Below are 22788 nucleotides of genomic sequence, written 5' to 3' on the forward strand. Positions count from 1 at the left end.
CATCGTTATTCGTGTTTCACTTCTCATACAATAATAACGATAGAGAAAACCATGCCAACATCGCCTAGCACTTCTAAACCTTTGATGAGCCCGAAAAATAAAACCATGATTTTAGTGATTGGTGTGCTTTTGATCGCAGCTAACTTACGAGCTCCGGTGACAGGTATTGCACCTATGATTGATTTGATTTCTCAATCATTTCAATTATCGGCAACTCAAGCTGGCATGCTTACCACTTTACCACTTATTGGTTTTGCTTTATTTGCGCCACCCTCTGCCTATTTAGCCAAAAAATTTGGTCTTGAGTACACCATTTTTTCAGCCCTGGTACTTATCGCTGCTGGGTTGTTGTTTCGTTCGGTAGGTAATGTCAGCGCGCTTTTTATAGGCACTGCACTTATTGGTGTTGGGGTCAGCATTGGTAATGTTTTACTGCCAATTGTTGTGAAACGTGATTTTCCAATGAAAGTCGCCATTATGACATCCAGTTATGTGCTTGCGATGGGGATTGCTTCGGGGGCTGCATCTGCTTTTTCTATTCCATTAGCCAATGATTATCAATTAGGCTGGCAAGGTGCACTGGCGGCACTTTCCATCTTAACGTTTATCGCAATGATTTTTTGGTTACCGCAATTACCGCATAACAGTAAGCCAACAACAGTTAATAATTCGGATCTTAAGCCAGTCAATTTATGGAATAAAGCACTAGCGTGGCAAGTTTCTTTGTATTTAGGACTAGGATCTTATTTTACTTATACCGTAATAGCTTGGTTGCCGAGTATATTGATTCAAACGGGGTTTAGCTCTGAAGAAGCAGGTATTGTTCATGGTGTCTTTCAAATCGGTACCGCATTACCGGGCATTTTTATTATTCCTCTTATGGCTAAATTAAATGACCAACGTCTACCCGCGTTCAGCATTTGTTTCATCGCAGGAGTGTGTTCGGTAGGCTTATTATATTTACCCCAATTTTCATATGCTTGGTCATTTTTATTAGGATTGTGCTCGGGCGCTTGGTTTATTCTTGGTTTGTCTTTTATTAGCTTAAGAACCAGTAGCCCACTACAAGCAACGACCTTATCTGGGATGGCGCAGTTTATTGGTTATTCATTAGCAGCAATTGGCCCAATGTTAGGTGGCTATTTGCATAGTATTCAAAATGGGTGGGGGGCAGTCATTATTATGATAGTGATAGTATGTGCCACTGCAGGTTCAATAGGTTTATTGGCTGGGCGTAAAACGGTTATTGATTAATGGTCAGTCGCTGTAAATATAAGCCTTTAGAAACTTAAGCAGTTAGAAACCTAAACGATTCAAGTCTTGAGCGTCAGGCATGTATTGTCTACAATGGCGCACTTTTATTTATTTCAGGTCTATAAGCATGAGCGATACTAATTCAAAACCAACCTTACCCGATCGCCTTTCTGGGAATTCTCGTAGCCCTCATTTCGTAGCGGAATGTTTTGATCACCAAGTTGGCATTCGTTTTAATGGTAAAGAACGTACTGATGTTGAAGAATATTGCATCAGTGAAGGCTGGGTGAAAATTGCTTCACCAAAAGCAAAAGACCGCTTTGGTCAGCCAATGCTGATCACATTAAAAGGCACGGTTGAAGCTTTCTATATCTAATTCTTTAATTTGATCGTGATAACCCTTTTACTTGAAGCTGCAGTTTTGGGCATAGAGATTGGTTATTAAAGACACTTACTTGAATCAGTAATAGAAAAAGCCCGTTCAATTTCATATTGAGCGGGCTTTTTAGTATGGCGTTATTTATCTTTTAAAAAGATTAGAAGTTTGCGCTACGTGGTGTACGTGGGAATGGGATCACGTCACGAACGTTGCCCATACCAGTTACGTAAGACACTAGACGCTCAAAACCAAGACCGAAGCCAGCGTGAGGAACTGTGCCGTAACGACGTAGGTCGCGGTACCAAGACATGTGCTCAGGGTCGATACCCATTGCAACCATACGAGCATCAAGTACATCTAAACGCTCTTCACGTTGTGCACCGCCGATGATTTCGCCGATGCCAGGGGCAAGAACGTCCATGGCCGCAACGGTTTTACCATCGTCATTCAAACGCATGTAGAAAGCTTTGATGTCTTTCGGGTAGTTTTTCACGATAACCGGTGCTTTGAAGTGTTCTTCAGCAAGGTAGCGCTCATGCTCAGAAGACATATCGATACCCCATTCAACATCAAACTCAAACTTACGGCCTGAATCTTTTAGAATTTGAATGGCATCGGTGTAATCTACTTGAGCAAAATCGGCGTCAACAAATTGCTCTAGACGCGTGATGGCTTCTTTATCAATGCGAGAAGCAAAGAACTCAAGATCATCACGACGCTCAGCAAGTACCGCTTTAAATACATACTTCAGCATGTCTTCAGCCAGTTTTGCTGCGTCATTCAGATCCGCGAACGCAATTTCAGGTTCAACCATCCAGAATTCTGCAAGGTGACGACTGGTGTTTGAGTTTTCCGCACGGAAAGTCGGACCGAAAGTGTACACTTTACTTAATGCACATGCGTAAGCTTCCGCATTCAATTGACCAGATACGGTTAGGAAAGTTTCTTTACCGAAGAAATCTTCGTTGTAATCAACATTGCCTTTGTCGTCTAACGGAAGGTTGTTGTGATCCAGAGTTGATACACGGAACATTTCACCTGCGCCTTCGGCATCAGATGCGGTAATAAGCGGAGCCGATGTCCAGAAGAAACCTTGCTCATGGTAGAAACGGTGAATGGCTTGAGATAAACAGTTACGAACACGAGCAACTGCACCAATCACGTTAGTACGTGGACGAAGGTGAGCCACTTCACGTAAGTACTCGATTGAGTGACGAGTTTTTGCCATTGGGTATGTGTCGGCATCTTCAACCCAACCAACCACTTTTACTGCGGTCGCAGCCAGTTCAAAATCTTGACCTTTTGCTGGAGATTCAACAATGGTCCCCGTCACTTCAACAGAACAACCGGTTGTCAGCTTTAGGACTTCATCATTGTAATTATTTAACTCATTAGGGACCACGGCCTGAATCGGGTCGAAACAAGAGCCGTCGTAAATGGCAAGGAAAGAGATTCCAGCTTTGGAATCACGACGTGAACGGATCCAGCCACGGACAGTAACTTCACTGTCTACTGGTAATTTACCGCTTAATACGTCTGTTACAGGCGCGTAAGTCATGTTATGTGTATTCTCCATTAAATGCTCGTTCGGTTCAGGATTAACCGAAAACTGTGGTTACAGCTAAAGGTGTCATTTCCGAGGGTAGAGTGAGCAAACTATTTTATGATTTATTAGCACTATTGTTCGAAAAATATTCGATATATTTCATAGTGGCAAGTAATGACATATTACCTATCACAGCATCTGCTTCAACCTTTATTGTGCGTTTCGTTGCATTTTTCATGGTTTGAATTTCATTTGATGCGATAGGAGGCAAAAATAGCGATAAAAGAAATGTGAGAATGGCGATTTGAGTTCAATGTTTGATAGCGTAAAGTGCTTGTTTACAGGTTAATCTTGTTACCGATTAAAGTTACTTAAGTAGACAATATTTGTTATTTTATTGCTTTCGAACCAATCCTTTGATGGCTATCTTTAAAAGTACCCCCTAATTTTGAGAACGTAGCATGAAAAAATACTCTACGATATTAGCTTTATCGTTTACTGGTCTGCTTGCTGGTTGTTCTAGCATTGATGGCGATCAAGTGTCGGTACGATCGGCCACTGATGTTAATGAAAATATGACTTATCAAATCGATCCGATCACCAAAAGCCGCGATCTTCAAACTGCTTCGTATTGGGCAAAATGTGACGATAAATTTGATGGGGTAGGTTACCGCTATCGTACTTCGGTTTATCAGAATGGAAATCACCAAACAGAATTATATGTAAGGTTGAAATCTTCTCGTGGCGCTTACGAATTAAATAAAGCCTTTGATGATAAGGGCGAAACTTACGATGTTAAAATCTACCAACCAGATGTGAAGTCCGACAGTGTGGTGTATGAATACGTTGGCGTTCGTTTTTCCGACAAACAATTAGAACAAGCGAGCCAAGCACCGTTAAACTTACACCTTGTCGGTGATCAAGATAATTGCACCATCATTGTTGAACAGCCAGTTAGCTTTGCATTTGAAGCAAATTTGAAGGCGATACTCGAACCCAAGTAATGTTCAGCAACACAATGAAAGAAAAGTAATTTAACAGAAAGTCATAAGTTAGGAGATTACATGGGCATTACCCGTATTAACCCATGCGCACGTTGGTCAGATGTGACCGTTTATAATGGTATTGCGCATTTTGTTGAAGTAGCGGATTCAGACACCACCGCGGATGTTCGTGGTCAAGCGCAACAAATTTTTGCTCAAGCAGAAGAAATGCTAGCCAGTGTTGGTAGTGATAAATCTCGTGTATTGTCGTGCACCATCTACATCACTGATTTTGCCAATTTCGACGCCTTTAATAAAGAGTGGGAAGCATGGTTTCCTGAAGGATGCGCACCAAGTCGAGCGTGTGTGAAAGCCGAATTAGCTAATTCAGAATTGTTGGTAGAAATCGCATTTGTAGCGGCAGCAGGCTAAAAGTACTCCCTTGTATACTGGATCATAGAGTGTTTGCCGTTAGCGATACACTGATCATAACAAGAAGTTCATAACAAGAAAGGCGCACGTAAGTTTTCACTTCGTGCGCCTTTGTTTTTTCTAGGACCTAGAATTTCGTGCCTAATATCAACAAATAACTTTTACCGCCAAGCCGCCTTGTGATGTTTCACGGTATTTAGCGTTCATGTCTTTACCAGTTTCAAGCATGGTTTCGATGACTTTATCAAGTGATACACGCGGCTCAGATGAACGACGCATTGCCATACGAGTTGAGTTAATTGCTTTAACGGCCGCGATACCGTTACGTTCGATACAAGGAACTTGAACTTGGCCAGCAACTGGGTCACAGGTTAAGCCTAAGTTATGCTCCATGCCGATTTCAGCCGCCATGCAAACTTGTTCAGGGCTACCGCCGAGAAGTTCCGCAAGACCCGCTGCAGCCATAGAACACGCCACACCCACTTCACCTTGGCAACCCACTTCAGCGCCAGAAATAGAGGCATTTTGTTTGTATAAGCCACCAATTGCACCGGAAGCGGCAAAATAACGAATGTAATCTTTTTCCGTGACGGTTTGGATGAATTTATCGTAGTAAGCCAAAACAGCTGGGATGATGCCACACGCACCGTTAGTGGGCGCGGTTACTACTCGACCACCGGCAGCGTTTTCTTCATTAACCGCAAACGCATACATATTGACCCAATCGATCACTGCCATTGGATCTGTTGATGTATTTGAAGACGTTAGTAGTTGTTGGCGAAGGGCAGATGCACGACGAGGAACACGCAGTGGACCCGGTAAAATACCTTCCGTATTCATACCTTTTTCCATGCAGTCGCGCATGGTTTTCCAAATATTGGCAAAGTAAGTGTGAACGTCATCTTGCGAATGTTGTGCACTCTCATTTTTCATTACCAACGTACTGATTGATAAACCGTGTTCTTTACATAGACTCAGAAGTTCACTAGCGGAATTAAACTCATAAGGAACTTGAATAGCTGATTCTACTTTCTTACCAAATTGCTCTTCATCGACAATGAAACCACCACCAATAGAGTAGTAAGTTTTAGAAAAAACCACTTCATCACCAATCCACGCATGAATGGTCATGCCATTTTCATGCAAAGAAAGATTGGTTTTCTGGAAGTTCATTCCACCTTCTTTTGGGAAATCAACCGTATGGCAATGCACGCCAAGCGGTAAGCGTTCCGTTTCATTCACGCGAGCGATAAAGCTCGGAATGGCGTCAATATCTACGTGTTCTGGCGTGTTACCTGCCAGACCCATAATGATTGCGATATCAGTATGGTGACCTTTCCCTGTCAGTGATAATGAACCGTAAACATCGACAGTAATTTTTGTAATATCATGCAACTTACCAAGACCATGAAGATCATCAATAAATTGTTTACCGGCTTTCATTGGGCCAACAGTATGAGAGCTAGAAGGGCCAACGCCAATTTTGTAGATATCAAAAACACTGATCATGTTATTACCTCTGATAAGCCTCTTGGATTAAGAGGCTTTAATTTTTTTACTATGCTGCTTCATGTATAACAGCTTTGTTATTTTGTTTCTGAGACTTCACATTGATTAGCTGAATTATAGTTGAAATATCTATATAGACAGCGTCATATTTCAAAAAGAGGCGTAGATTACAGAAGTAATAGCTGCAACACCACACATTGCTGTAAAGATTTGTGCAAAATGTGATGTTTTAAATTTCGCCATTGCTGGAACCTTACGCATTGCGTAAATAGGCATGATAAACAAAATGGCTGCAATCATTGGTGCGCCCATTGATTCGATCATACCTAGTATGCTTGGGTTGATGATAGAAACGACCCAAGTGGTTAACACGATGAACAATAACGATACTTTGTTAACTTTTGTTTCAGTCATGTTTGAACGTGATTTCACTAAACCCACCAAGCCTTCATGAGCACCAAGGAAGTGGCCGAAGTAGCTAGAAGTGATCGCAGCAAAAGCAACGATAGGCCCTAAATACGAAATCATTGGAGAAGAGTGAATGTTTGCAAGGTAAGACAGAACACTGATGTTTTGCGATTGAGCTTCACCTAATTGCTCTGGTGTTAAAGAAAGCACCACTGAAAATACAAAGAACATAACAAATGCCATTAGCATTGTTGCTGCTCCGCCAGTGATCATATCGGTTTTCTTTACCGCGTTGTCACCATAAACACGGCGTTGCTCTTTAGCAAACTGGCTAATAATAGGGCTGTGGTTAAAAGAAAAAACGATAATTGGAATGGCAAGCCAGATGATTTTTGGCATTTCACCCCAGTTTGGTGTTACTTCAGCCATAGAAGTATTCCATTCTGGAATAAGGAAAATAGAAAGCGCTAATAAAATGAAGACAAGCGGGTACACCATCATTGATGTCACTTTTAGCATCAATTCTTTACCAAAGATCACACCACAAGTCATTAAACTGATTAAAGCACCAGATAATAACCAACGAGGAATAGATTCAAATCCGAGTTGGTTGACTAAAAATGAATCGACCGTATTGGTAATGCCCACACCGTAGATTAAGACGATAGGGTAAATGGCAAAGAAATAAGCAAAAGTAATAATCGTTGCGCCAGTTTTACCAAAATGTTCTTCGACAGTATCGGTAATATCAGCATTTGGGTTTTTAGCGGAAAGAACGAAACGAGCTAGACCTTTGTGAGCCAGCCAAATCATTGGCATGGCAATTAATGCCAAAATGACAAGTGGCCAAAAACCGCCCGCACCCGCTTTAATTGGAAGAAAAAGAACACCAGCACCAACGGCGGTACCGAATAAAGATAAGACCCAAGAAAAGTCTTTGTAGGTCCACTTGCTTGATACCGTAGAAGGCTCTTGAGCAGTATTTACTGTGTTAGTTTGCATTATTGAATTCTCTTAATTTTGGGAACAGGAAGAATTGGCGTGGATTATCCTTATTTCGAGCCATAAAAACAGGATCAAAATCAATTAATATTGCAAACTTTACAGAGTTGTTGCATAACTTGCGCTGTATCACGGAAATGACACAACAATAATAAGAAAAACTAATGCGAAAAAACAATAAATCTATAGGAATTGATGGCTATTTACTCAATGGCACTTTATTGAGCACAATGCATGACGACAGAGATAAACAGCTCGTTTCTTTTGATGAGTAAATGTAATTTTTATTGTTATTTTTTGGTTAATAAAATGAGGTTTATTGGTACTTCAACTAATGAATGGTGAGGCGTCATTCAAGGCAGGGATTATGATGGGTGTTGTTGATAAATAGAGTGATGTAATTGCACCTGTAATGCTTGAATAATTTGAGCGGTTACGCCCCAAATAAAATGCGTTTGATAATTAATGGCGAAGATTTGATGTTGCTTGCCTTTAACTTGCAATGTCTTAGTAAACAGATTGCTAGGATCGAATAGATAAGATGCAGGCACCTCAAAGATATAATCCACTTCATTCTTGTCGATTTGGCTGCTGTATCTTTCGTCTACAATCCCCATGAAAGGCGTCACGCTAAAACGGCTGATGGTGGTGAGTTCGGGAAGTTGACCTATCAGTTGAACTTGAGAAGGTGACAAACCAATTTCTTCATGGGCTTCGCGCAATGCAGTGTGAGATAGGCTAGGGTCTAACTCTTCATACTTACCACCAGGAAAACTAATTTGCCCCGGGTGGTTTTTTAAATGGGAAGCGCGCTTTGTAAAAATGACAGACAGCCCTTCTTTGCGATCAACACATGGAATGAGCACTGCTGCTTTTCGAAGTGATTCACTTTTCAAGTGAGCGACTCTATTCAAACTTTCTGGCTGATAATAGCTAGGAATATTCAAAGAAAACTGTCGTAATAAATCTTGTTTATTCATGAATACTCCTTAGTTGAATATTAAGCATTTATGTCTTGGTTATACCTAAGTCGTTTGGATATATACATTATTCAAGCTTAGATAGAGTGGGTAGAATTCGGCTAACTTTATCAAGAGTTTCTTGGTATTCCGATTCTGCATCACTGTCTGCAACAATACCGCCACCAGCCCATGCGTACAAATTTTGTTGGTAAGCAATAAGCGTGCGAATGGTGATATTACTGTCCATATTACCGCATCGACTAAAATAACCAATACTGCCGCAATACACATTACGTCGATGGGGTTCTAATTCTTCTATTATTTCCATTGCGCGAACTTTAGGCGCTCCGGTAATCGAGCCACCAGGGAAACATGCACGCAGGAGATCGCTAGCTGTTTGATCTTTATCGAGTATAGCACGTATGGTGCTCACCAAATGATGCACCGCGGGGAAGCTTTCAACTTCAAACAAAGCAGGAACGGAAACACTGCCTGGATTGGCGACACGACCAATATCATTCCGAAGCAAATCAACAATCATTAAATTTTCTGCCTGATCTTTTTCAGCATGCTTGAGTTCATGCGCGAGTTGTTGATCTTCGACCAATGATGGTGAGCGAGGTCGCGTGCCTTTTATTGGTTTTGTTTCAATACTATTTTGATTTAATTCCAAAAATCGTTCTGGCGAAATGCTCATCACCGCAATTTCACCGGTGCGTATAAAAGCAGAGAAAGGGGCGTGATTAGAGGTTTCTAATGCCTGATAAGCCTGCCATTCACTGCCTTGATATTGCGCTTTGAAACGCTGAGCTAGGTTGATTTGATAACAATCACCAGAACGTAGGTATTCTTGAATGGTATTAAACTTTTCAATATAACTGTCTTTCGACATGTTGGATTGCCAGTCAGAAATCAGTCTAAATTTCGAATCTTTCGATACGGAATCAGAATGATTTTGAAATTGGTTTTCTAACCATGCTTGGTGCTGTTTAATGTTCTTTCCAACAAAATGTGCCTGTTGCTTTTGATGATCGACAATCAATGCCCATTCGTATAAGCCTATGGCCATCTCTGCGGTCGGAATATCTTGGTGTGATAATTGGGGTAATGATTCAACTCGACGACCTAAATCGTAACTAAAGTAACCCAATGCACCGCCAATAAAAGGGAAATCATCAATTGGCTCTATTGCTGGTAATAAGGTCTTTAGGTACTGATTGACGAGAGTGAAAGGATCGTCTTTGGAGGTCAGGCGAGTCTGCGATTCATTTTCAAGTACAATCGTGGTGATATCACCATGCGTCGTTAATTGAGCAATAGGGTTAGCCACTAAAATATCAAAGCGATTATTCGGATGACCTTCTGCAGCCGAACGTAATAGCATTGCCCAAGGTTGCTGATGTATAGCGGCAAAAAAGTGTTTTGCTAAATCCTGAGAATAAGGAAAAGACTCAATTGAAAGTCCATTTTGATGAAAAGCGGTATATTTTTGAGTCATAAGAGAATTATTTTGATTATTCATTCTGTAATTTGTGACAAAGGTTCAATCGTTACGTGGCATCCGTTGGGGAGCAAGAGTATCATAAATCGCAATTCAGCAATGAAATACTATAAGCAAAGTGAGTCGATAACAGGTTGGTTTCAGCGAATCTAATCCCAAAAAGGGTTTGCTGGTGATTTAAGTGACATTGTCACTGATTGTAAAGCGTCATATACAATCGTTGATTACACCTATCTGTATCCTAATTATTATAATGTATAGAGGCATGTATGACCGTCATTCGTAAGCAAGATGTGATCAGCAGTGTAGCTGACGCCCTTCAATATATTTCTTATTATCATCCACTGGATTTCATTCAAGCGCTTGAAAAGGCTTATCACAAAGAAGAAAGCCAAGCGGCTAAAGATGCGATCGCTCAAATCCTGATCAACTCACGCATGGCGGCAGAAGGGCACCGCCCAATCTGTCAAGATACTGGTATTGTCACCTGTTTTGTGAATATCGGTATGGAAGTGAGCTGGGATGAAACCGACATGACGGTTCAACAAATGGTCGATGAAGGTATTCGTCAAGCTTATACCAACCCAGACAATCCATTGCGCGCATCAGTATTGTCTGATCCTGCGGGCAAACGCATTAATACCAAAGATAACACACCAGGTGTAGTGCATATTAATATGGTTCCGGGTAACAAAGTTGAAATTCAAATCGCGGCAAAAGGCGGTGGTTCTGAAAACAAAACTAAAATGGTGATGCTAAATCCATCAGACGATGTTGCTGAGTGGGTAGAAAAAACATTGCCATTAATGGGCGCAGGTTGGTGTCCACCGGGCATGCTAGGGATAGGCATTGGCGGTACAGCTGAAAAAGCGGCAGTACTGGCAAAAGAATCGTTAATGGAACACATTGATATTGCTGAACTGATTGAACGTGGCCCAGAAACCACCGAAGAAAAATTGCGTGTTGATATCTTTAACCGAGTTAACCGTTTAGGTATTGGTGCACAAGGGCTTGGCGGTTTAACAACAGTGGTTGATGTGAAAATCAAAACCGCACCAACGCATGCCGCTTCTAAGCCGGTATGTTTAATCCCTAACTGTGCGGCGACTCGTCACGTCCATTTCACCTTAGACGGTTCAGGCCCTGCGGATCTTACGCCACCTAAACTGGAAGATTGGCCACAAATTACTTGGGAAGCGGGCGCAAATACTCGCCGCGTAAACTTAGATACAGTGACCAAAGAAGAAGTTCAAGAGTGGAAAACAGGCGATACTGTTCTTCTAACGGGTAAAATTCTAACCGGTCGTGATGCCGCGCATAAGCGTTTACAAGGCATGCTGCAAAGCGGTGAAGGCTTACCAGAAGGCGTTGATCTAAAAGGCAAGTTCATTTACTACGTTGGCCCTGTTGATGCAGTTGGTGATGAAGTCGTCGGTCCTGCTGGCCCAACCACCTCAACTCGTATGGATAAATTTACCGATATGATGCTAGATGAAACCGGCATTATGGGCATGATTGGTAAAGCAGAGCGTGGTCCAGAAACTGTTGAGTCAATCAGAAAACACAAAGCTGTATACTTGATGGCCGTAGGCGGCGCGGCTTACTTAGTGGCGAAAGCGATTAAAAAAGCGCGTGTGGTTGCCTTTGAAGATTTGGGAATGGAAGCGATTTACGAATTTGAAGTCGAAGACATGCCAGTGACGGTTGCCGTGGATTCAACTGGTGCAAATGCTCACCAAATCGGCCCAGATACTTGGAAAGTGAAAATTGCTGAGATGGAAAAATAATAACCCAATACAGCATTGTTCAGTCGTTTAAACGTTTAGAATGATGTTTGAAACTCCACAATAATGCCAAGGCCTAGTTACTAGTTGCCTTGGCTCTTGTGTTTGAAAGTGAATATTTCGGAATAACAAAATAAGTCTGTATTCACACAAAAGGAGGGTTTCCTTCTGTGGTTATTTGATAGATTAGTGAAAAATTTCCTGACTAATCGTGTTAAATTGATTATAGTTTTACGAGTAAGACGGTTAACAGGCTGAATATTTAGGAGATTTTATGCCACGTTTTGTACAGATTTTACAAATCCTTATTGCAGTGATTGTAGGTGGTTACGTTGGTGTGCAGATGATTTTGCACGGTATTGCTATCTTTAACACCGCAAATAACTGGTTTGCAGTAATGACAGTGGTATTAGGTGTTCTTTTAGAACTATCGCTATTCATTATTTATAAGTTGATAGAAGAAGACTAACCGTTTTCTTTCAGGCAGCAAAAGGCTCGTATTTCAATGTAAATACGAGCCTTTTTCTTTTTTATCAACACCGTGCTGATATTGATTTTACCGAGATATGGTATGCTTTGAACAGTTTAGCTTTGTTGTGGAGTGATAAATGAAGATCAAACAAGAAGTGAATGATTTAGTAAAACGCAGTCTAGACCGTCACTTGCGATTAGCCGTGACCGGGCTTTCTCGTGCGGGTAAAACGGCGTTCATCACTTCCTTAGTGAATCAGCTTCTTAATAGCTCAACCCAAGAGAATCTTCCGTTATTTGAACCAAGTCGTAATAAGCAATTACTTGGCGCAAAACGCATCCCTCAAACCAATTTAATGGTACCTCGGTTCGATTACGATATCGCGATTGAACAGCTTCACTCTGCACCGCCACGCTGGCCAGAGCCGACGAAAGATGTCAGTGAAATTCGCCTTGCTATCCGATTTAAACCTAAAAAAGGCGCAAGGCGTTTACTGAAAAGCACCTCAACCTTGTATTTGGATATTGTCGATTATCCAGGGGAGTGGTTACTGGATTTACCTTTGCTCGACATGAGTTTTGAGCAATGGTCACAAAACCAAATGGAATTGCTGAAAGGTGATAAAGCGGGCAGTCAACTACGTTCACAGTTAGCCAAAGAATGGCTGGTGAAACTGAATCATTTTAACTGTTTTGATACTGCGAATGAAAACCGGGTGGCAGAACTTTCTAAAGCTTACACCCAATACTTACATGATTGTAAAGACAGTGGTTTGCATTGGGTTCAACCGGGTCGTTTTGTTTTACCGGGAGAATTAGAAGGTGCGCCGGTTTTGCAGTTTTTCCCGGTTGAACTTGAAGTCGATGAGCATGGAAAACCAACAAAAGAAATTAAGCGAGATTCAGCTTATGCCATGCTGCGTTCACGCTTTAATGAATACAAAAAGAAAATTGTAAAAGCCTTCTATCAAGAGCATTTCGCGACTTTTGACCGACAAATTGTGTTGGTAGATTGTTTGCAACCGCTTAATTCTGGACATGATTCGTTTATGGACATGAGTGGGGCAATCAACCAATTAATGCAAAGTTTTAAATACGGTCGTAACTCTATTTTAAAGCGCTTGTTTTCAGCCAAAATAGATAAAGTGTTATTTGCTGCAACCAAGGCCGATCATGTTACGCCCGATCAGCACGTTAACTTAGTGTCTCTATTGCAGCAATTAGTGCATGAAGCGTGGCAACATGTCTCGTATGAAGGCATTGATATGGAATGCATGAGTCTAGCGTCTATTCAAGCTACAATGCCGGGTTTTGCGTCGGTAGGCGACACCACGTTACAAGCCATTAAAGGCACAACGCTTGAAGAAGAAACCATGACGCTGTTTCCTGGCGAAGTGCCACCTAAGTTACCTCAACAAGAATATTGGCAGAAGCAAGGTTTTGAGTTTTATCAATTCAGACCTTTAAAGATCCCGCACGATCAAGCGCTGCCACATATTCGAATGGACAAAGCTTTGCAGTTTTTGTTAGGAGATAAATTACGATGAGTGAATATAAAAACAAAGTTATCTTCTCGAGCGATAAAGTGGAATCCACGTCATCTTCATCAGAAACATCCCGAAATGAGTCTGAGTATGCACAAGCGCAAGAGACATTAGATAAGTTGCAACGTGATCATTTGGGGGCCAAAGTTACCTTTGATTCACAAACTGAATTTGTCCCCATGACCCAAGCGCAACAGCGTGAAGATAACGAAGTGAATGCTTTAGAAGACGATATGGTGAATATCATTCGTCCAAAATCAAAACGTCGTTGGTGGGTCGCCAGTGGAGTTGCCGCCTTTACCGGTTTACTCGGTTGGCAGAGCGTTCATAACGTGGTGGTTGCTTATCAACAAGGGGATTGGTTATCGCTCGGTTGGACAGGGCTGATTGCTGCTTTAGCCAGTGTTGGGATTGTCTTTACCGTTAAAGAGCTGTGGAAACTGCGCCGCTTACGTCGTCAGCTTAATCACCAAGAAGAAGCGTTTGATTTAATTCAATCACATGGTACTGGTAAAGGTGTGCCTTTTTGTGAAAATTTGGCCGAACAAGCCGGGGTAACCTTAGAGCATGTAGGTTTTGACCGTTGGAAGAAAACCGTTAACGCCAACCATAACGATGCCGATGTGATTGAGCTTTACGATTCTATGGTGATCGCTCAACAAGATAAACAAGCAAAAAAACTTGTCGCAACTTATTCAACCGAAGCGGCTGTTTTGGTTGCAGTAAGCCCGTTGGCAATCGCGGATATGTTTTTAGTCGCGTGGCGTAATTTCAAAATGATTGATGAACTAGGTAAAGTCTATGGCGTAGAGCTTGGTTATTGGTCACGTATACGCTTACTAAAGTTAGTCTTTATCAACATGGCAGCAGCGGGAGCCAGTGAATTAATTGCAGATGTCGGTATGAATGTGATGTCGATGAATGTCGCCGGAAAAATTTCAACCCGAGCCGCACAAGGCATTGGTGTCGGCATGCTAACGGGGCAGTTGGGGATTAAAGCCATGGCATTATTGCGTCCATTACCTTGGCATAAAGATAAAGCCGTTCGTTTAAGTGAAATTCGTAAGTTGGTTGTTGGGCGAGTGATCGGAAAATCGCAAGATAAAGAATCGTAAACAAAACATTAACGAAGTTCTTTTATAAATAAACCGTTTAACCTTAAAGAAGAAAAAATCATGACATGTCCTCCATGCCCAAATTGCCAATCAGAATTCGTATATCAAGATCAAAATAATCTTGTGTGCCCAGAGTGTGCTTATGAATGGAACCCGGATGATATTGAAGAGGGCTTCACCGTTAAAGATGCCAATGGAGCATTGTTAACACAAGGTGATAAAGTCACCATGATCAAAGATTTAAAAGTGAAAGGCAGTTCGCTCAATATCAAAATTGGCACTAAAGCGGTGATTAAACATATTAACGAAGGCAAAGATCATCAACTCGATTGTAAAGTTGATGGTGGTGGCGAAATCTTAATTACCGCCAAATACGTTAAAAAAGCATAGCTACAATCGGTTTATAGCAGACAATATAGTGAGTAGATCATGAAGCTTTTAGTTTTTCTCGGTACGGTTCGAAATAGTACGCCACCTAAACCTGCGCGACTGGGTGTTCGCGTCACAAAAGCGATTATAAAATGCCTTGAAAGCAGGTATCCAGAACATGAGGTTGAATTGGTTGATGCGTTAGACTATCCACTTGATCATGTGTTTAAGCCGCATTTTGCTTATGCAAAAGGTAAAGCTTCAGATGAGCTCAACACACTAGCCAATAAGATTGAAGCCGCTGATGGATTTTTGATGATTAGTCCTGAATACAATCATTCGATGAGTCCTGCTCTTGCCAATCTATTAAATCATTTTGGAAGCTCATTGTTTTCGTATAAACCGAGCGCGATTGTGACCTATTCTGCGGGGCAATGGGGTGGAATGCGTGCCGCTGTTGGAATGAGAACCTTTTTATCAGAGCTTGGATGTTTGTCTGTTTCAGCAATGATTCATGTACCAAAAGCACAAGAGGAGTTTGATAGTGAAGGAGAGGCGCTGAACATTGAAGCACAAGCTCGTTGGTTTGATTATTTCTCTCGCACCATTAATCAACTTATTTGGTGGGCACAAGCAACGAAAGAACAAAGAGAGAAAAATGACCCACACACTATGATTCAGAGTTTTAAAACGACACCAGCAGAACGAAATGCACCGTAATATATTCAATGGTATTGTAATCTGCTTGACGAAAGATTTCCCTTCGCACACACTACTGTCAACTTTTCGTGACACCTAGGAAACCATTGTGCGTTTAGAAGTCCTTTGCCAAGATCGTCTCGGTCTTACTCGTGAATTATTGGATATCCTCGTTTCTAAAAATATCGACTTACGCGGCATAGAGCTAAGTGGTCGTGGAATAGAAGCAGGCAATATGGGGATCATTTATCTTAATTGCCCGGATGTTGAATTTGAGACTTTCAGCCGCTTAATGGCGCAAATTCGCTTGATTGATGGTGTTGCAGATGTTCGTAAAATTCCTTTCATGCCCAGTGAGCGAGAAAGTACCGAACTGAATGCGATTTTAGATACGCTGCCTGATCCGGTAATTTCAATTAACCTGAAAGGGGATATTGAAATGGCTAACTTCTGTGCATTGGCATTATTTAAAGTCACAGTAAAAGAAATTCAATCGTTCAGTATTTTTCACTATATTCCTAAACTTCAATCCGCACCTTGGTTTAAAGCACTTGCCACAGGTGAAGTGAAACCTAAGCAAGGTCAATTTGATGAAGGTTTGCTGCGCTTTCGTGACAAAATCACAATTGAAGGCTTAAATTACTTAATGGATGTCATGCCAGTTGTGATTCATAGTGATGCCGGAGAGCCCATCTTAGCAAGCGCCGTGATCATGCTAAAACCTATCGTACATTCTGAAACTAAGTTAACGGCAGTTCCAGATTATAATCCATTAGGGTTTGAGCACTTCGTAGGCGCTTCAAATCATCATCAGCGTTTGATCTCGCAAGCCAAGAAACTGGCGATGCTAGACCAACCTCTGTTGATTGAAGGGGAAACCGGCACAGGCAAAGAAATGTTAGCAAGGGCTTGTCATAATCGCTCTCTGCGTTCTAATGAACCGTTTTTAGTTTTAAGCTGTGCTTCGATGCCTGATGATGCAGCCGAAACAGAATTATTCGGTAATGCGCCAGGGGCATTTAATAATGATGTAGGCCATAAAGGTATTTTTGAACAAGCGGATAACGGCACTGTTTTCTTAGATGAAATTGGTGAAATGAGCCCGCATCTACAAATTAAATTATTACGCTTCTTACAAGATGGTTCGTTTCGCCGAGTAGGGGAAGAGAATGAAATGCACGTTGATGTACGCGTGATAGCCTCCACCAAACAAACCTTATCGCAATTGACTCAAGAAGGGAGCTTCCGCGAAGATTTGTATTATCGCTTAAACGTGCTTAATTTAAGCATTCCAGCCCTAAGAGAAAGAAGCAGTGATGTATTACCATTGGTCGACATGTTTGTGGCCAAATACGCGCAACAACTTGGATTAAAAGTGCCGGGTTATGACAAACATTTAATCGAGCAACTCACGCTTTACCCGTGGCCGGGGAATATTCGTCAACTAGAAAACTCGGTGCTGCGCGCGATGACGCAATTAGATGACGATATTTTAACATTTGAACACTTCCAACTGCCAACACTTCAAGCAAGCCGTTCGGCGTTTGATGTTCCGGCAGAAAGCTTGAGTTTAGATGGCTCGTTAGATGACATGATGAGTCAATATGAATCGCAAATTCTAGAGCGTTTGTATCAATCATTTCCATCGAGTCGCAAGCTCGCCAAGCGTTTAGAGGTTTCTCATACGTCTATTGCCAATAAACTGCGTGAATACGGAATTAGAAAGTCGTAAGTATTATTATGGATATCAACGGATTATCAAGATACATATTAAATGGTGGCCACTTTGATGTTCACGGAAACCGAGTTCGTTTGATCCGAAAAGGCGATGATATACTGCTTTCTCATTTCTATAATGCAAACAAGCAACACTTAGCGTCTTGGGAGCCGATCCGTTCACCTTCTTTCTATACTCAATCTGGTTGGTTTGATCGAATTGAAAATATTATCGCGATGCACTTACGACAAACCGGCTTTAGTTTTATTATTCTTAATCAAAACGAAAGTGAAGTACTGGGTACCGTTAATTTTTCCAATGTATCTCGCTATCCACTTCACGCATGCAATCTAGGGTATGCCTTGGCTGAACAGATTCAAAAACAAGGTGTGATGCACGCGACATTAACCGTGTTAATTGACTGGATGTTTCAAAATCAAAACATGCATAGGATCATGGCAGCTTATATTCCAGAGAATATTGCGAGCGAAAACGTGCTGAAAAAACAAGGATTTGACCAAGAAGGTATAGCGAAAGACTATTTGCTTATCAACGGGAAATGGCAAACACATCATCTTATGTCATTAACCAATTCTCAGTGGCAACCAGACTAAGGAAGGCGTAAATGGAAAGGCTCAATAAACAACTTGTATTACTCATGGAGTTAGACAAGTTAAAAACGGTGCTACGCCGTACTCGAGTTAAGTCTGCCGATGGGCGTTTAGAAAATACCGCAGAGCATAGTTGGCATGTGGCGTTAATGGCGATATTAATGGAAGAACACGCCAATGAACCAGTGGACATTAGTAAAGTCGTTAAAATGCTACTATTGCATGACATTGTAGAGATTGATGCCGGTGACACCTTCGTTTACGATACCGCCGCATCGCAAGTGCAAGAAGAAAATGAATTGAAAGCCGCCAAGCGTTTGTTTGGCATGCTGCCAGAAGAACAAGGCAAAGAACTCATGGACTTGTGGCTCGAATTTGAAGCAGCGCAAAGCCCAGAGGCTAAGTTTGGCAAAGCATTAGACCGAATTATACCTATGCTTTTAAACTATTATAATGATGGGCAAAGTTGGCAAGAACATGGCGTAACTAAAACTCAAGCCTTAACGGTAAATGCACGTATTGAATATGGCTCTGAAGCCTTGTGGGATAAAGCCCAACAGATGGTAGCAGAGGCCGTTGAAAAGGGCTGGTTAAAAGACCAATAAAGCTCATCGCATCTTAATTGTACACCCCAATATTTATACCCAATCTGAAGGGTATTATCACTACTTAAAGCGGGACACTATGTCGTATATACCTTTGGCAGAATACCAAAGAAAGTGGATTTTCACTCATCAGTCTTTACCGATCCCAGAAGAAGACTTGGTACATATTAAACCTATTTCTCAGCAACGTGCCGCGCATTTGTGGATCGAGAATATCAGTAAGCAAAGCCCAGATGCCGAGCGTTTAAGCTCATCGGATTGGCCAAGCAAGGCTGGTTGTTGGAAAGACGAAGTGGATTGGTCAGCGGCATGGGAAGCCGATGAACCAGAACTACCACAAGAAATCCTAGAACATCTTGATTGGCAAGATGATGTCACGGTGTATTTCTGTTATGAAAAGTACAACATCATCGAAACCAAATGGTCAGTTTTTAAAAAGCATTGGAAAAACTTTTTATTTTTCGATGATGGCCCGATCCTGCTTGGTCGTAGACGTTCTGAAGTTTTATGGTTCAGTACCAAAGGCACAGTGAAATTAGGGCACCGCTCTTAATTTATATCACTAGTTGACGATATTAAAACGCCATTGATTATGCATTTTTCTCTTAATCAATGGCGTTTTTTTTGGCTTTCAATTCGCTAAATATGATTTCTATAACTATTTTTAACACACTCGATATTGAATTTATTTGTTTCATGATCAGGAGAATAACGATGAGCAATAATCCAGTGTGTTGGTTTGAAATTTACGTTAATGATCTGCAAAGAGCGAAAACATTTTATCAAGCAGTGTTGGATGTTGAACTGATATTTTTAAGTGATCCCACAGAAAGCCAGGGGATCGAGATGTTAGCTTTTCCATCGAACATGGAAGGGTATGGCGCAACCGGAGCTTTAGTTAAAATGGAAGGTGTTTCTGCTGGTGGGAATAGCACATTAGTCTATTTTACTTGCCAAGATTGCGCGATTGAAGGCGCGAGAATTGAAGGTGCCGGTGGTAAAATTGAGCAAGAAAAAATGCCAATAGGTGAGCATGGCTTTATTGTGGTGGCGATGGATACCGAAGGTAATATGTTTGGTTTACATTCATTGAAATAGAGTAATCCTACCTATCTCTTGATGCAGATCGCAGAGCATTTTTATATAAATTGTGCATGGTAGTGAAAACAGATAGCTTTTGAAATATCGAGCTACTTTTATACCCAAGTGACTTCAATATGCAGAATTCAGATTGATCACACTACTCTTAGGTAAAGAATGGATAACCATGCACAATATTAAAATTCATCAACAAAATGACACCGAACAACTTAAACAGATTATTAAAAACTATCCATTTGCCACTCTGGTGATGAATACGAAAGCTGGTCTCGAAGTCGATCACCTGCCCTTGATTTTAAATCATGATAATAGTGTTGATGTGCTGCAAGGGCATATCGCCAAAGCCAATTCGCTTTGGAAAACATTTGAAAATGATCAGCCAGTGACCGTTATTTTTCATGGGCCTAATTGCTATATTTCCCCTAATTATTACCCCACCAAAAAAGAAAATGGACGAGCCGTTCCTACTTGGAATTATGTGGTGGTACATGTAAAAGGCACAATAAAAGCGATTCATGACAACGAATGGAAGCTGAGTTTGCTTGAATGCCTCACCGCTCAGCATGAAACTGAGCAAAGTGAACCGTGGTCGATGAATGATGCACCAACGGAATACATTGAAAAAATGCTTCCCGCCATTGTGGGTGTAGAAATTAAGATTGAATCCATGTTAGGAAAATGGAAAGTTAGCCAAGATAAACCAGAAGTAAACCAACAAGGTGTTATTGAAGGGTTAAGTAATAGTGATGATACTCATTTACTGCAAATGGCTGAATTGGTTAAAAAGTTTAGTATTAAATAAAAACTATATTTTATCTCTGCATAACTGAAATCAACTAGACTTATGATCTGTAAGACATTTGTCATAGAGCCTCAGTGATAAGGCTTTATGACATACTCAAAAGGATCATGTTATGGATTTTCAGCACTATCAAAAGATTCTTAACGATAGTAGCCAACAAGTGATGAATGTGATGCTGCAAAGCGCCACCTATATTCAGTTATTGTTGGTTTTACTGGTCTTTGGTTTTTCCTTTCTTATCACAAATACTATTCGTAAAAACATTCCAGCCTTAAGTAAGCTCACTAAAAATGAGCCAGTTAATCCATTAAGAAATATCACCGGTAAACTCGGCAATTTGATCTTCCCTTTATTTGCTATTTTCATTATGAATTTTGCAGTAGAGATCAGTCAAAAACTGCTTGGGCATTCGTGGTTGGTGAGTACCGCGTTAACCATCGCATTACTGTTGGTTTGCAACCGCGTGATAGATGATAACGTTCGTTCGCGTTTTATTGCCGTGGTATTTCGTTGGATTGGCTTACCTTTATTATTCCTCCACCTTGTCAATTTTCTCAGCCCACTTGTCAGTGTTTTAGACTCCATTGAAGTCGTGCTAGGTGACATTGCGATTTCTATCTATGATGTCATTAGCGTGATTCTTTTTGGCTCAATTTTGTTTTGGCTTGGCCGGATCTCCAATATCACCGGTAAAGAGTTGATTAGACGACAAAACCATCTTGATTTTAGAACCAAAGAAGTGGCGGCTAAGTTATTTGAAGTCACCATCTTTATTCTTATCTTCTTATTACTACTGCGTATTATGGGAATTAATCTAACCGCTTTAGCAGTATTTGGTGGCGCACTTGGGGTGGGGCTGGGTTTTGGTTTACAAGCCATCGCCTCTAACTTTATTTCGGGCATTATTATTCTTCTTGATAGGTCGATTTCTGTTGATGACTATATTGAACTCGAAGATGGAAGAACCGGTGTGGTGCGTGAATTAACGTTACGTTCAACCACATTAGAAACCTTTGATGGAAAAGACATAATGGTTCCAAATGAAAAGTTTGTGACCGAAAGCTTTACCAATTGGACTCACAAAAATAAAAAACAACGTTATCGTGTCGATTTCTCAGTGGCTTACGATTCCGATATTCGTAAGTTGGTGGAGATCATTAAGGCCACGGTGGCTTCACACGAGCAAGTTATCAGCGGGGAAGGCGTGCCCTTTGAAGAACAACCCGATTGTGAAATTGATGGTTTTGGTGAATCAGGTGTCAATATGTTTGTCGAGTTCTGGATGGACGGAATTGATGACGGCAAAAACCGAGTCGGTGGCGATCTTCTGCTCATGATTTTTGAAGCTATGCGGGATAATGGTTTTGTTATTCCATTCCCACAACGAGAAGTGCGGGTGATTAATCGAAATGATCATTAGACGAGTAGCCGAAATACTGAATAAATTCAATCCATTCGGGTAATAAAGGTGTGCTGATCATCCACAAAAGCAACAAAGCCGCCATGATAGATAAACACGCGCCCACGCCCTTCAACTAAACAGGCAAGCTGTGGATATAAATCTTCGTCATTATCCCGGCTTTGAAAAGTGCCGGTATCAGTGATCACGCCTCTGAGTGGAGGCAAGTAACCATAAGTGCGTTTGGCTTGATCAATCAGGCTCAATTCGCTAACGGTAGAGAAGCAAAAAGGGATCGTGCCGGCTTCTTCGATAAATAGCGTTTTTAGTTCTTCAAAAGCGGTAATCACCAGCCAGTCGATACCATTAACTTGATGGATAAACATTGAGTATCTCGATAATTCTAATGCGGAGATTCTAACATTATTAGGAATAAATCGTAGTAGAAATTGAGTTGTTAAAGGCGGTGATTTTGTGTCATTTCTGAATATTCACGAGGGTTCTTTTAACGAGTTTTTACCCCAAAAAAATTCAACAGCCTGAATATTTGATTACCCTCAAGCACGTCATTCCGGAAGCGAGGAACGAGTTATCC

The 22788-nt window shown here is 41.2% G+C and carries 23 protein-coding genes; 17 read left to right on the forward strand and 6 right to left on the reverse strand.

Annotated features, from left to right (window positions below):
• The first annotated feature begins 51 nt into the window (after positions 1-51).
• Together A1QC_RS02145 and A1QC_RS02150 are read left to right on the forward strand one after the other, a co-directional pair.
• A complete protein-coding gene (locus tag A1QC_RS02145; protein ID WP_017024585.1) occupies positions 52-1254 on the forward strand; it encodes an MFS transporter in 1203 nt (400 codons plus the stop codon).
• A 127-nt stretch (positions 1255-1381) separates the two neighbouring features.
• The gene (locus tag A1QC_RS02150) at positions 1382-1630 is read left to right on the forward strand and encodes a DUF3297 family protein (RefSeq protein ID WP_017024586.1); all 249 of its coding nucleotides are present in this window, start codon (positions 1382-1384) and stop codon (positions 1628-1630) included.
• Positions 1631-1790: 160 nt separating this feature from the next.
• Here A1QC_RS02150 and asnS read toward each other — a convergent pair whose 3' ends face one another.
• Entirely contained in the window at positions 1791-3191 is a 1401-nt protein-coding gene (asnS, locus tag A1QC_RS02155) for an asparagine--tRNA ligase (protein ID WP_017024587.1), read from the reverse strand.
• Positions 3192-3640: 449 nt separating this feature from the next.
• On the opposite strand from asnS, the gene A1QC_RS02160 reads away from it, so the two are divergent.
• Positions 3641-4183 (forward strand): hypothetical protein, encoded by a 543-nt coding sequence (locus A1QC_RS02160; RefSeq protein WP_017024589.1) that lies wholly within the window; start codon positions 3641-3643, stop codon positions 4181-4183.
• A 60-nt stretch (positions 4184-4243) separates the two neighbouring features.
• Positions 4244-4594, forward strand: a complete 351-nt coding sequence (locus A1QC_RS02165; RefSeq protein ID WP_017024590.1) for a RidA family protein — start codon at positions 4244-4246, stop codon at positions 4592-4594.
• A gap of 147 nt (positions 4595-4741) precedes the next feature.
• On the opposite strand, the gene A1QC_RS02170 is transcribed toward A1QC_RS02165, so the two are convergent.
• From A1QC_RS02170 to pabB, 4 genes are all read right to left on the reverse strand, one after another.
• A complete protein-coding gene (locus A1QC_RS02170; RefSeq protein WP_017024591.1) occupies positions 4742-6103 on the reverse strand; it encodes an L-serine ammonia-lyase in 1362 nt (453 codons plus the stop codon).
• Between the two features lie 150 nt (positions 6104-6253).
• The gene (locus tag A1QC_RS02175; protein ID WP_017024592.1) at positions 6254-7513 is read right to left on the reverse strand and encodes an aromatic amino acid transport family protein; all 1260 of its coding nucleotides are present in this window, start codon (positions 7511-7513) and stop codon (positions 6254-6256) included.
• Between the two features lie 365 nt (positions 7514-7878).
• The gene (locus tag A1QC_RS02180) at positions 7879-8493 is read right to left on the reverse strand and encodes a CoA pyrophosphatase (RefSeq protein WP_017024593.1); all 615 of its coding nucleotides are present in this window, start codon (positions 8491-8493) and stop codon (positions 7879-7881) included.
• Positions 8494-8560: 67 nt separating this feature from the next.
• Positions 8561-9997: an aminodeoxychorismate synthase component 1 gene (gene pabB, locus A1QC_RS02185; RefSeq protein WP_141705958.1), complete on the reverse strand. Its 1437-nt coding sequence runs from the start codon at positions 9995-9997 to the stop codon at positions 8561-8563.
• 248 nt (positions 9998-10245) lie between these two features.
• Between pabB and A1QC_RS02190 the strand changes: the two genes are divergently transcribed.
• The 13 genes from A1QC_RS02190 to A1QC_RS02250 all read left to right on the forward strand — a co-directional run bounded on the left by A1QC_RS02190 (position 10246) and on the right by A1QC_RS02250 (position 22214).
• A complete protein-coding gene (locus A1QC_RS02190) occupies positions 10246-11763 on the forward strand; it encodes a fumarate hydratase (protein ID WP_017024595.1) in 1518 nt (505 codons plus the stop codon).
• A 271-nt stretch (positions 11764-12034) separates the two neighbouring features.
• A complete protein-coding gene (locus A1QC_RS02195; protein ID WP_017024596.1) occupies positions 12035-12229 on the forward strand; it encodes a hypothetical protein in 195 nt (64 codons plus the stop codon).
• A 139-nt stretch (positions 12230-12368) separates the two neighbouring features.
• A complete protein-coding gene (locus A1QC_RS02200) occupies positions 12369-13778 on the forward strand; it encodes a YcjX family protein (protein ID WP_017024597.1) in 1410 nt (469 codons plus the stop codon).
• The gene (locus tag A1QC_RS02205) at positions 13775-14890 is read left to right on the forward strand and encodes a YcjF family protein (protein WP_017024598.1); all 1116 of its coding nucleotides are present in this window, start codon (positions 13775-13777) and stop codon (positions 14888-14890) included. Before A1QC_RS02200 ends, A1QC_RS02205 begins: the two co-directional genes overlap by 4 nt.
• Positions 14891-14950: 60 nt before the next feature.
• On the forward strand, positions 14951-15280 hold the full coding sequence (locus A1QC_RS02210) for a zinc ribbon domain-containing protein YjdM (protein WP_017024599.1): 330 nt from the start codon (positions 14951-14953) through the stop codon (positions 15278-15280).
• A gap of 39 nt (positions 15281-15319) precedes the next feature.
• Complete coding sequence (locus A1QC_RS02215) at positions 15320-15979, forward strand: NADPH-dependent FMN reductase (protein WP_017024600.1); 660 nt, start codon at positions 15320-15322, stop codon at positions 15977-15979.
• Positions 15980-16067: 88 nt separating this feature from the next.
• Complete coding sequence (tyrR, locus tag A1QC_RS02220) at positions 16068-17690, forward strand: transcriptional regulator TyrR (RefSeq protein ID WP_017024601.1); 1623 nt, start codon at positions 16068-16070, stop codon at positions 17688-17690.
• A gap of 8 nt (positions 17691-17698) precedes the next feature.
• Positions 17699-18289 carry a ribosomal protein S5-alanine N-acetyltransferase gene (gene rimJ, locus A1QC_RS02225; RefSeq protein ID WP_017024602.1) on the forward strand — a complete coding sequence of 197 codons (591 nt, stop codon included), beginning with the start codon at positions 17699-17701 and terminating at the stop codon, positions 18287-18289.
• Positions 18290-18300: 11 nt separating this feature from the next.
• The gene (locus tag A1QC_RS02230; protein WP_017024603.1) at positions 18301-18891 is read left to right on the forward strand and encodes an HD domain-containing protein; all 591 of its coding nucleotides are present in this window, start codon (positions 18301-18303) and stop codon (positions 18889-18891) included.
• A 79-nt stretch (positions 18892-18970) separates the two neighbouring features.
• Positions 18971-19444: a DUF2947 domain-containing protein gene (locus A1QC_RS02235; protein ID WP_017024604.1), complete on the forward strand. Its 474-nt coding sequence runs from the start codon at positions 18971-18973 to the stop codon at positions 19442-19444.
• A 161-nt stretch (positions 19445-19605) separates the two neighbouring features.
• Positions 19606-19989: a VOC family protein gene (locus A1QC_RS02240; RefSeq protein ID WP_017024605.1), complete on the forward strand. Its 384-nt coding sequence runs from the start codon at positions 19606-19608 to the stop codon at positions 19987-19989.
• A gap of 169 nt (positions 19990-20158) precedes the next feature.
• Positions 20159-20794, forward strand: coding sequence for an FMN-binding negative transcriptional regulator (locus tag A1QC_RS02245; RefSeq protein ID WP_017024606.1), 636 nt, complete (start codon positions 20159-20161; stop codon positions 20792-20794).
• 112 nt (positions 20795-20906) lie between these two features.
• Entirely contained in the window at positions 20907-22214 is a 1308-nt protein-coding gene (locus A1QC_RS02250) for a mechanosensitive ion channel family protein (protein WP_017024607.1), read from the forward strand.
• A gap of 26 nt (positions 22215-22240) precedes the next feature.
• On the opposite strand, the gene A1QC_RS02255 is transcribed toward A1QC_RS02250, so the two are convergent.
• Positions 22241-22579, reverse strand: a complete 339-nt coding sequence (locus tag A1QC_RS02255) for a hypothetical protein (protein ID WP_017024608.1) — start codon at positions 22577-22579, stop codon at positions 22241-22243.
• Positions 22580-22788 lie beyond the last annotated feature (209 nt).

The organism is Vibrio rumoiensis 1S-45 (assembly GCF_000286955.2).
In the GTDB taxonomy this organism is placed as follows: Bacteria; Pseudomonadota; Gammaproteobacteria; order Enterobacterales; family Vibrionaceae; genus Vibrio; species Vibrio rumoiensis_A.

Coding starts and splice junctions, on each gene's coding strand:
- A1QC_RS02145 (WP_017024585.1), top strand. CDS start 52: ATGCCAACATCGCCTAGCACTTCTAAACCTTTGATGAGCCCGAAAAAT.
- A1QC_RS02150 (WP_017024586.1), top strand. CDS start 1,382: ATGAGCGATACTAATTCAAAACCAACCTTACCCGATCGCCTTTCTGGG.
- asnS (WP_017024587.1), bottom strand. CDS start 3,191: ATGACTTACGCGCCTGTAACAGACGTATTAAGCGGTAAATTACCAGTA.
- A1QC_RS02160 (WP_017024589.1), top strand. CDS start 3,641: ATGAAAAAATACTCTACGATATTAGCTTTATCGTTTACTGGTCTGCTT.
- A1QC_RS02165 (WP_017024590.1), top strand. CDS start 4,244: ATGGGCATTACCCGTATTAACCCATGCGCACGTTGGTCAGATGTGACC.
- A1QC_RS02170 (WP_017024591.1), bottom strand. CDS start 6,103: ATGATCAGTGTTTTTGATATCTACAAAATTGGCGTTGGCCCTTCTAGC.
- A1QC_RS02175 (WP_017024592.1), bottom strand. CDS start 7,513: ATGCAAACTAACACAGTAAATACTGCTCAAGAGCCTTCTACGGTATCA.
- A1QC_RS02180 (WP_017024593.1), bottom strand. CDS start 8,493: ATGAATAAACAAGATTTATTACGACAGTTTTCTTTGAATATTCCTAGC.
- pabB (WP_141705958.1), bottom strand. CDS start 9,997: ATGAATAATCAAAATAATTCTCTTATGACTCAAAAATATACCGCTTTT.
- A1QC_RS02190 (WP_017024595.1), top strand. CDS start 10,246: ATGACCGTCATTCGTAAGCAAGATGTGATCAGCAGTGTAGCTGACGCC.
- A1QC_RS02195 (WP_017024596.1), top strand. CDS start 12,035: ATGCCACGTTTTGTACAGATTTTACAAATCCTTATTGCAGTGATTGTA.
- A1QC_RS02200 (WP_017024597.1), top strand. CDS start 12,369: ATGAAGATCAAACAAGAAGTGAATGATTTAGTAAAACGCAGTCTAGAC.
- A1QC_RS02205 (WP_017024598.1), top strand. CDS start 13,775: ATGAGTGAATATAAAAACAAAGTTATCTTCTCGAGCGATAAAGTGGAA.
- A1QC_RS02210 (WP_017024599.1), top strand. CDS start 14,951: ATGACATGTCCTCCATGCCCAAATTGCCAATCAGAATTCGTATATCAA.
- A1QC_RS02215 (WP_017024600.1), top strand. CDS start 15,320: ATGAAGCTTTTAGTTTTTCTCGGTACGGTTCGAAATAGTACGCCACCT.
- rimJ (WP_017024602.1), top strand. CDS start 17,699: ATGGATATCAACGGATTATCAAGATACATATTAAATGGTGGCCACTTT.
- A1QC_RS02230 (WP_017024603.1), top strand. CDS start 18,301: ATGGAAAGGCTCAATAAACAACTTGTATTACTCATGGAGTTAGACAAG.
- A1QC_RS02235 (WP_017024604.1), top strand. CDS start 18,971: ATGTCGTATATACCTTTGGCAGAATACCAAAGAAAGTGGATTTTCACT.
- A1QC_RS02240 (WP_017024605.1), top strand. CDS start 19,606: ATGAGCAATAATCCAGTGTGTTGGTTTGAAATTTACGTTAATGATCTG.
- A1QC_RS02245 (WP_017024606.1), top strand. CDS start 20,159: ATGCACAATATTAAAATTCATCAACAAAATGACACCGAACAACTTAAA.
- A1QC_RS02250 (WP_017024607.1), top strand. CDS start 20,907: ATGGATTTTCAGCACTATCAAAAGATTCTTAACGATAGTAGCCAACAA.
- A1QC_RS02255 (WP_017024608.1), bottom strand. CDS start 22,579: ATGTTTATCCATCAAGTTAATGGTATCGACTGGCTGGTGATTACCGCT.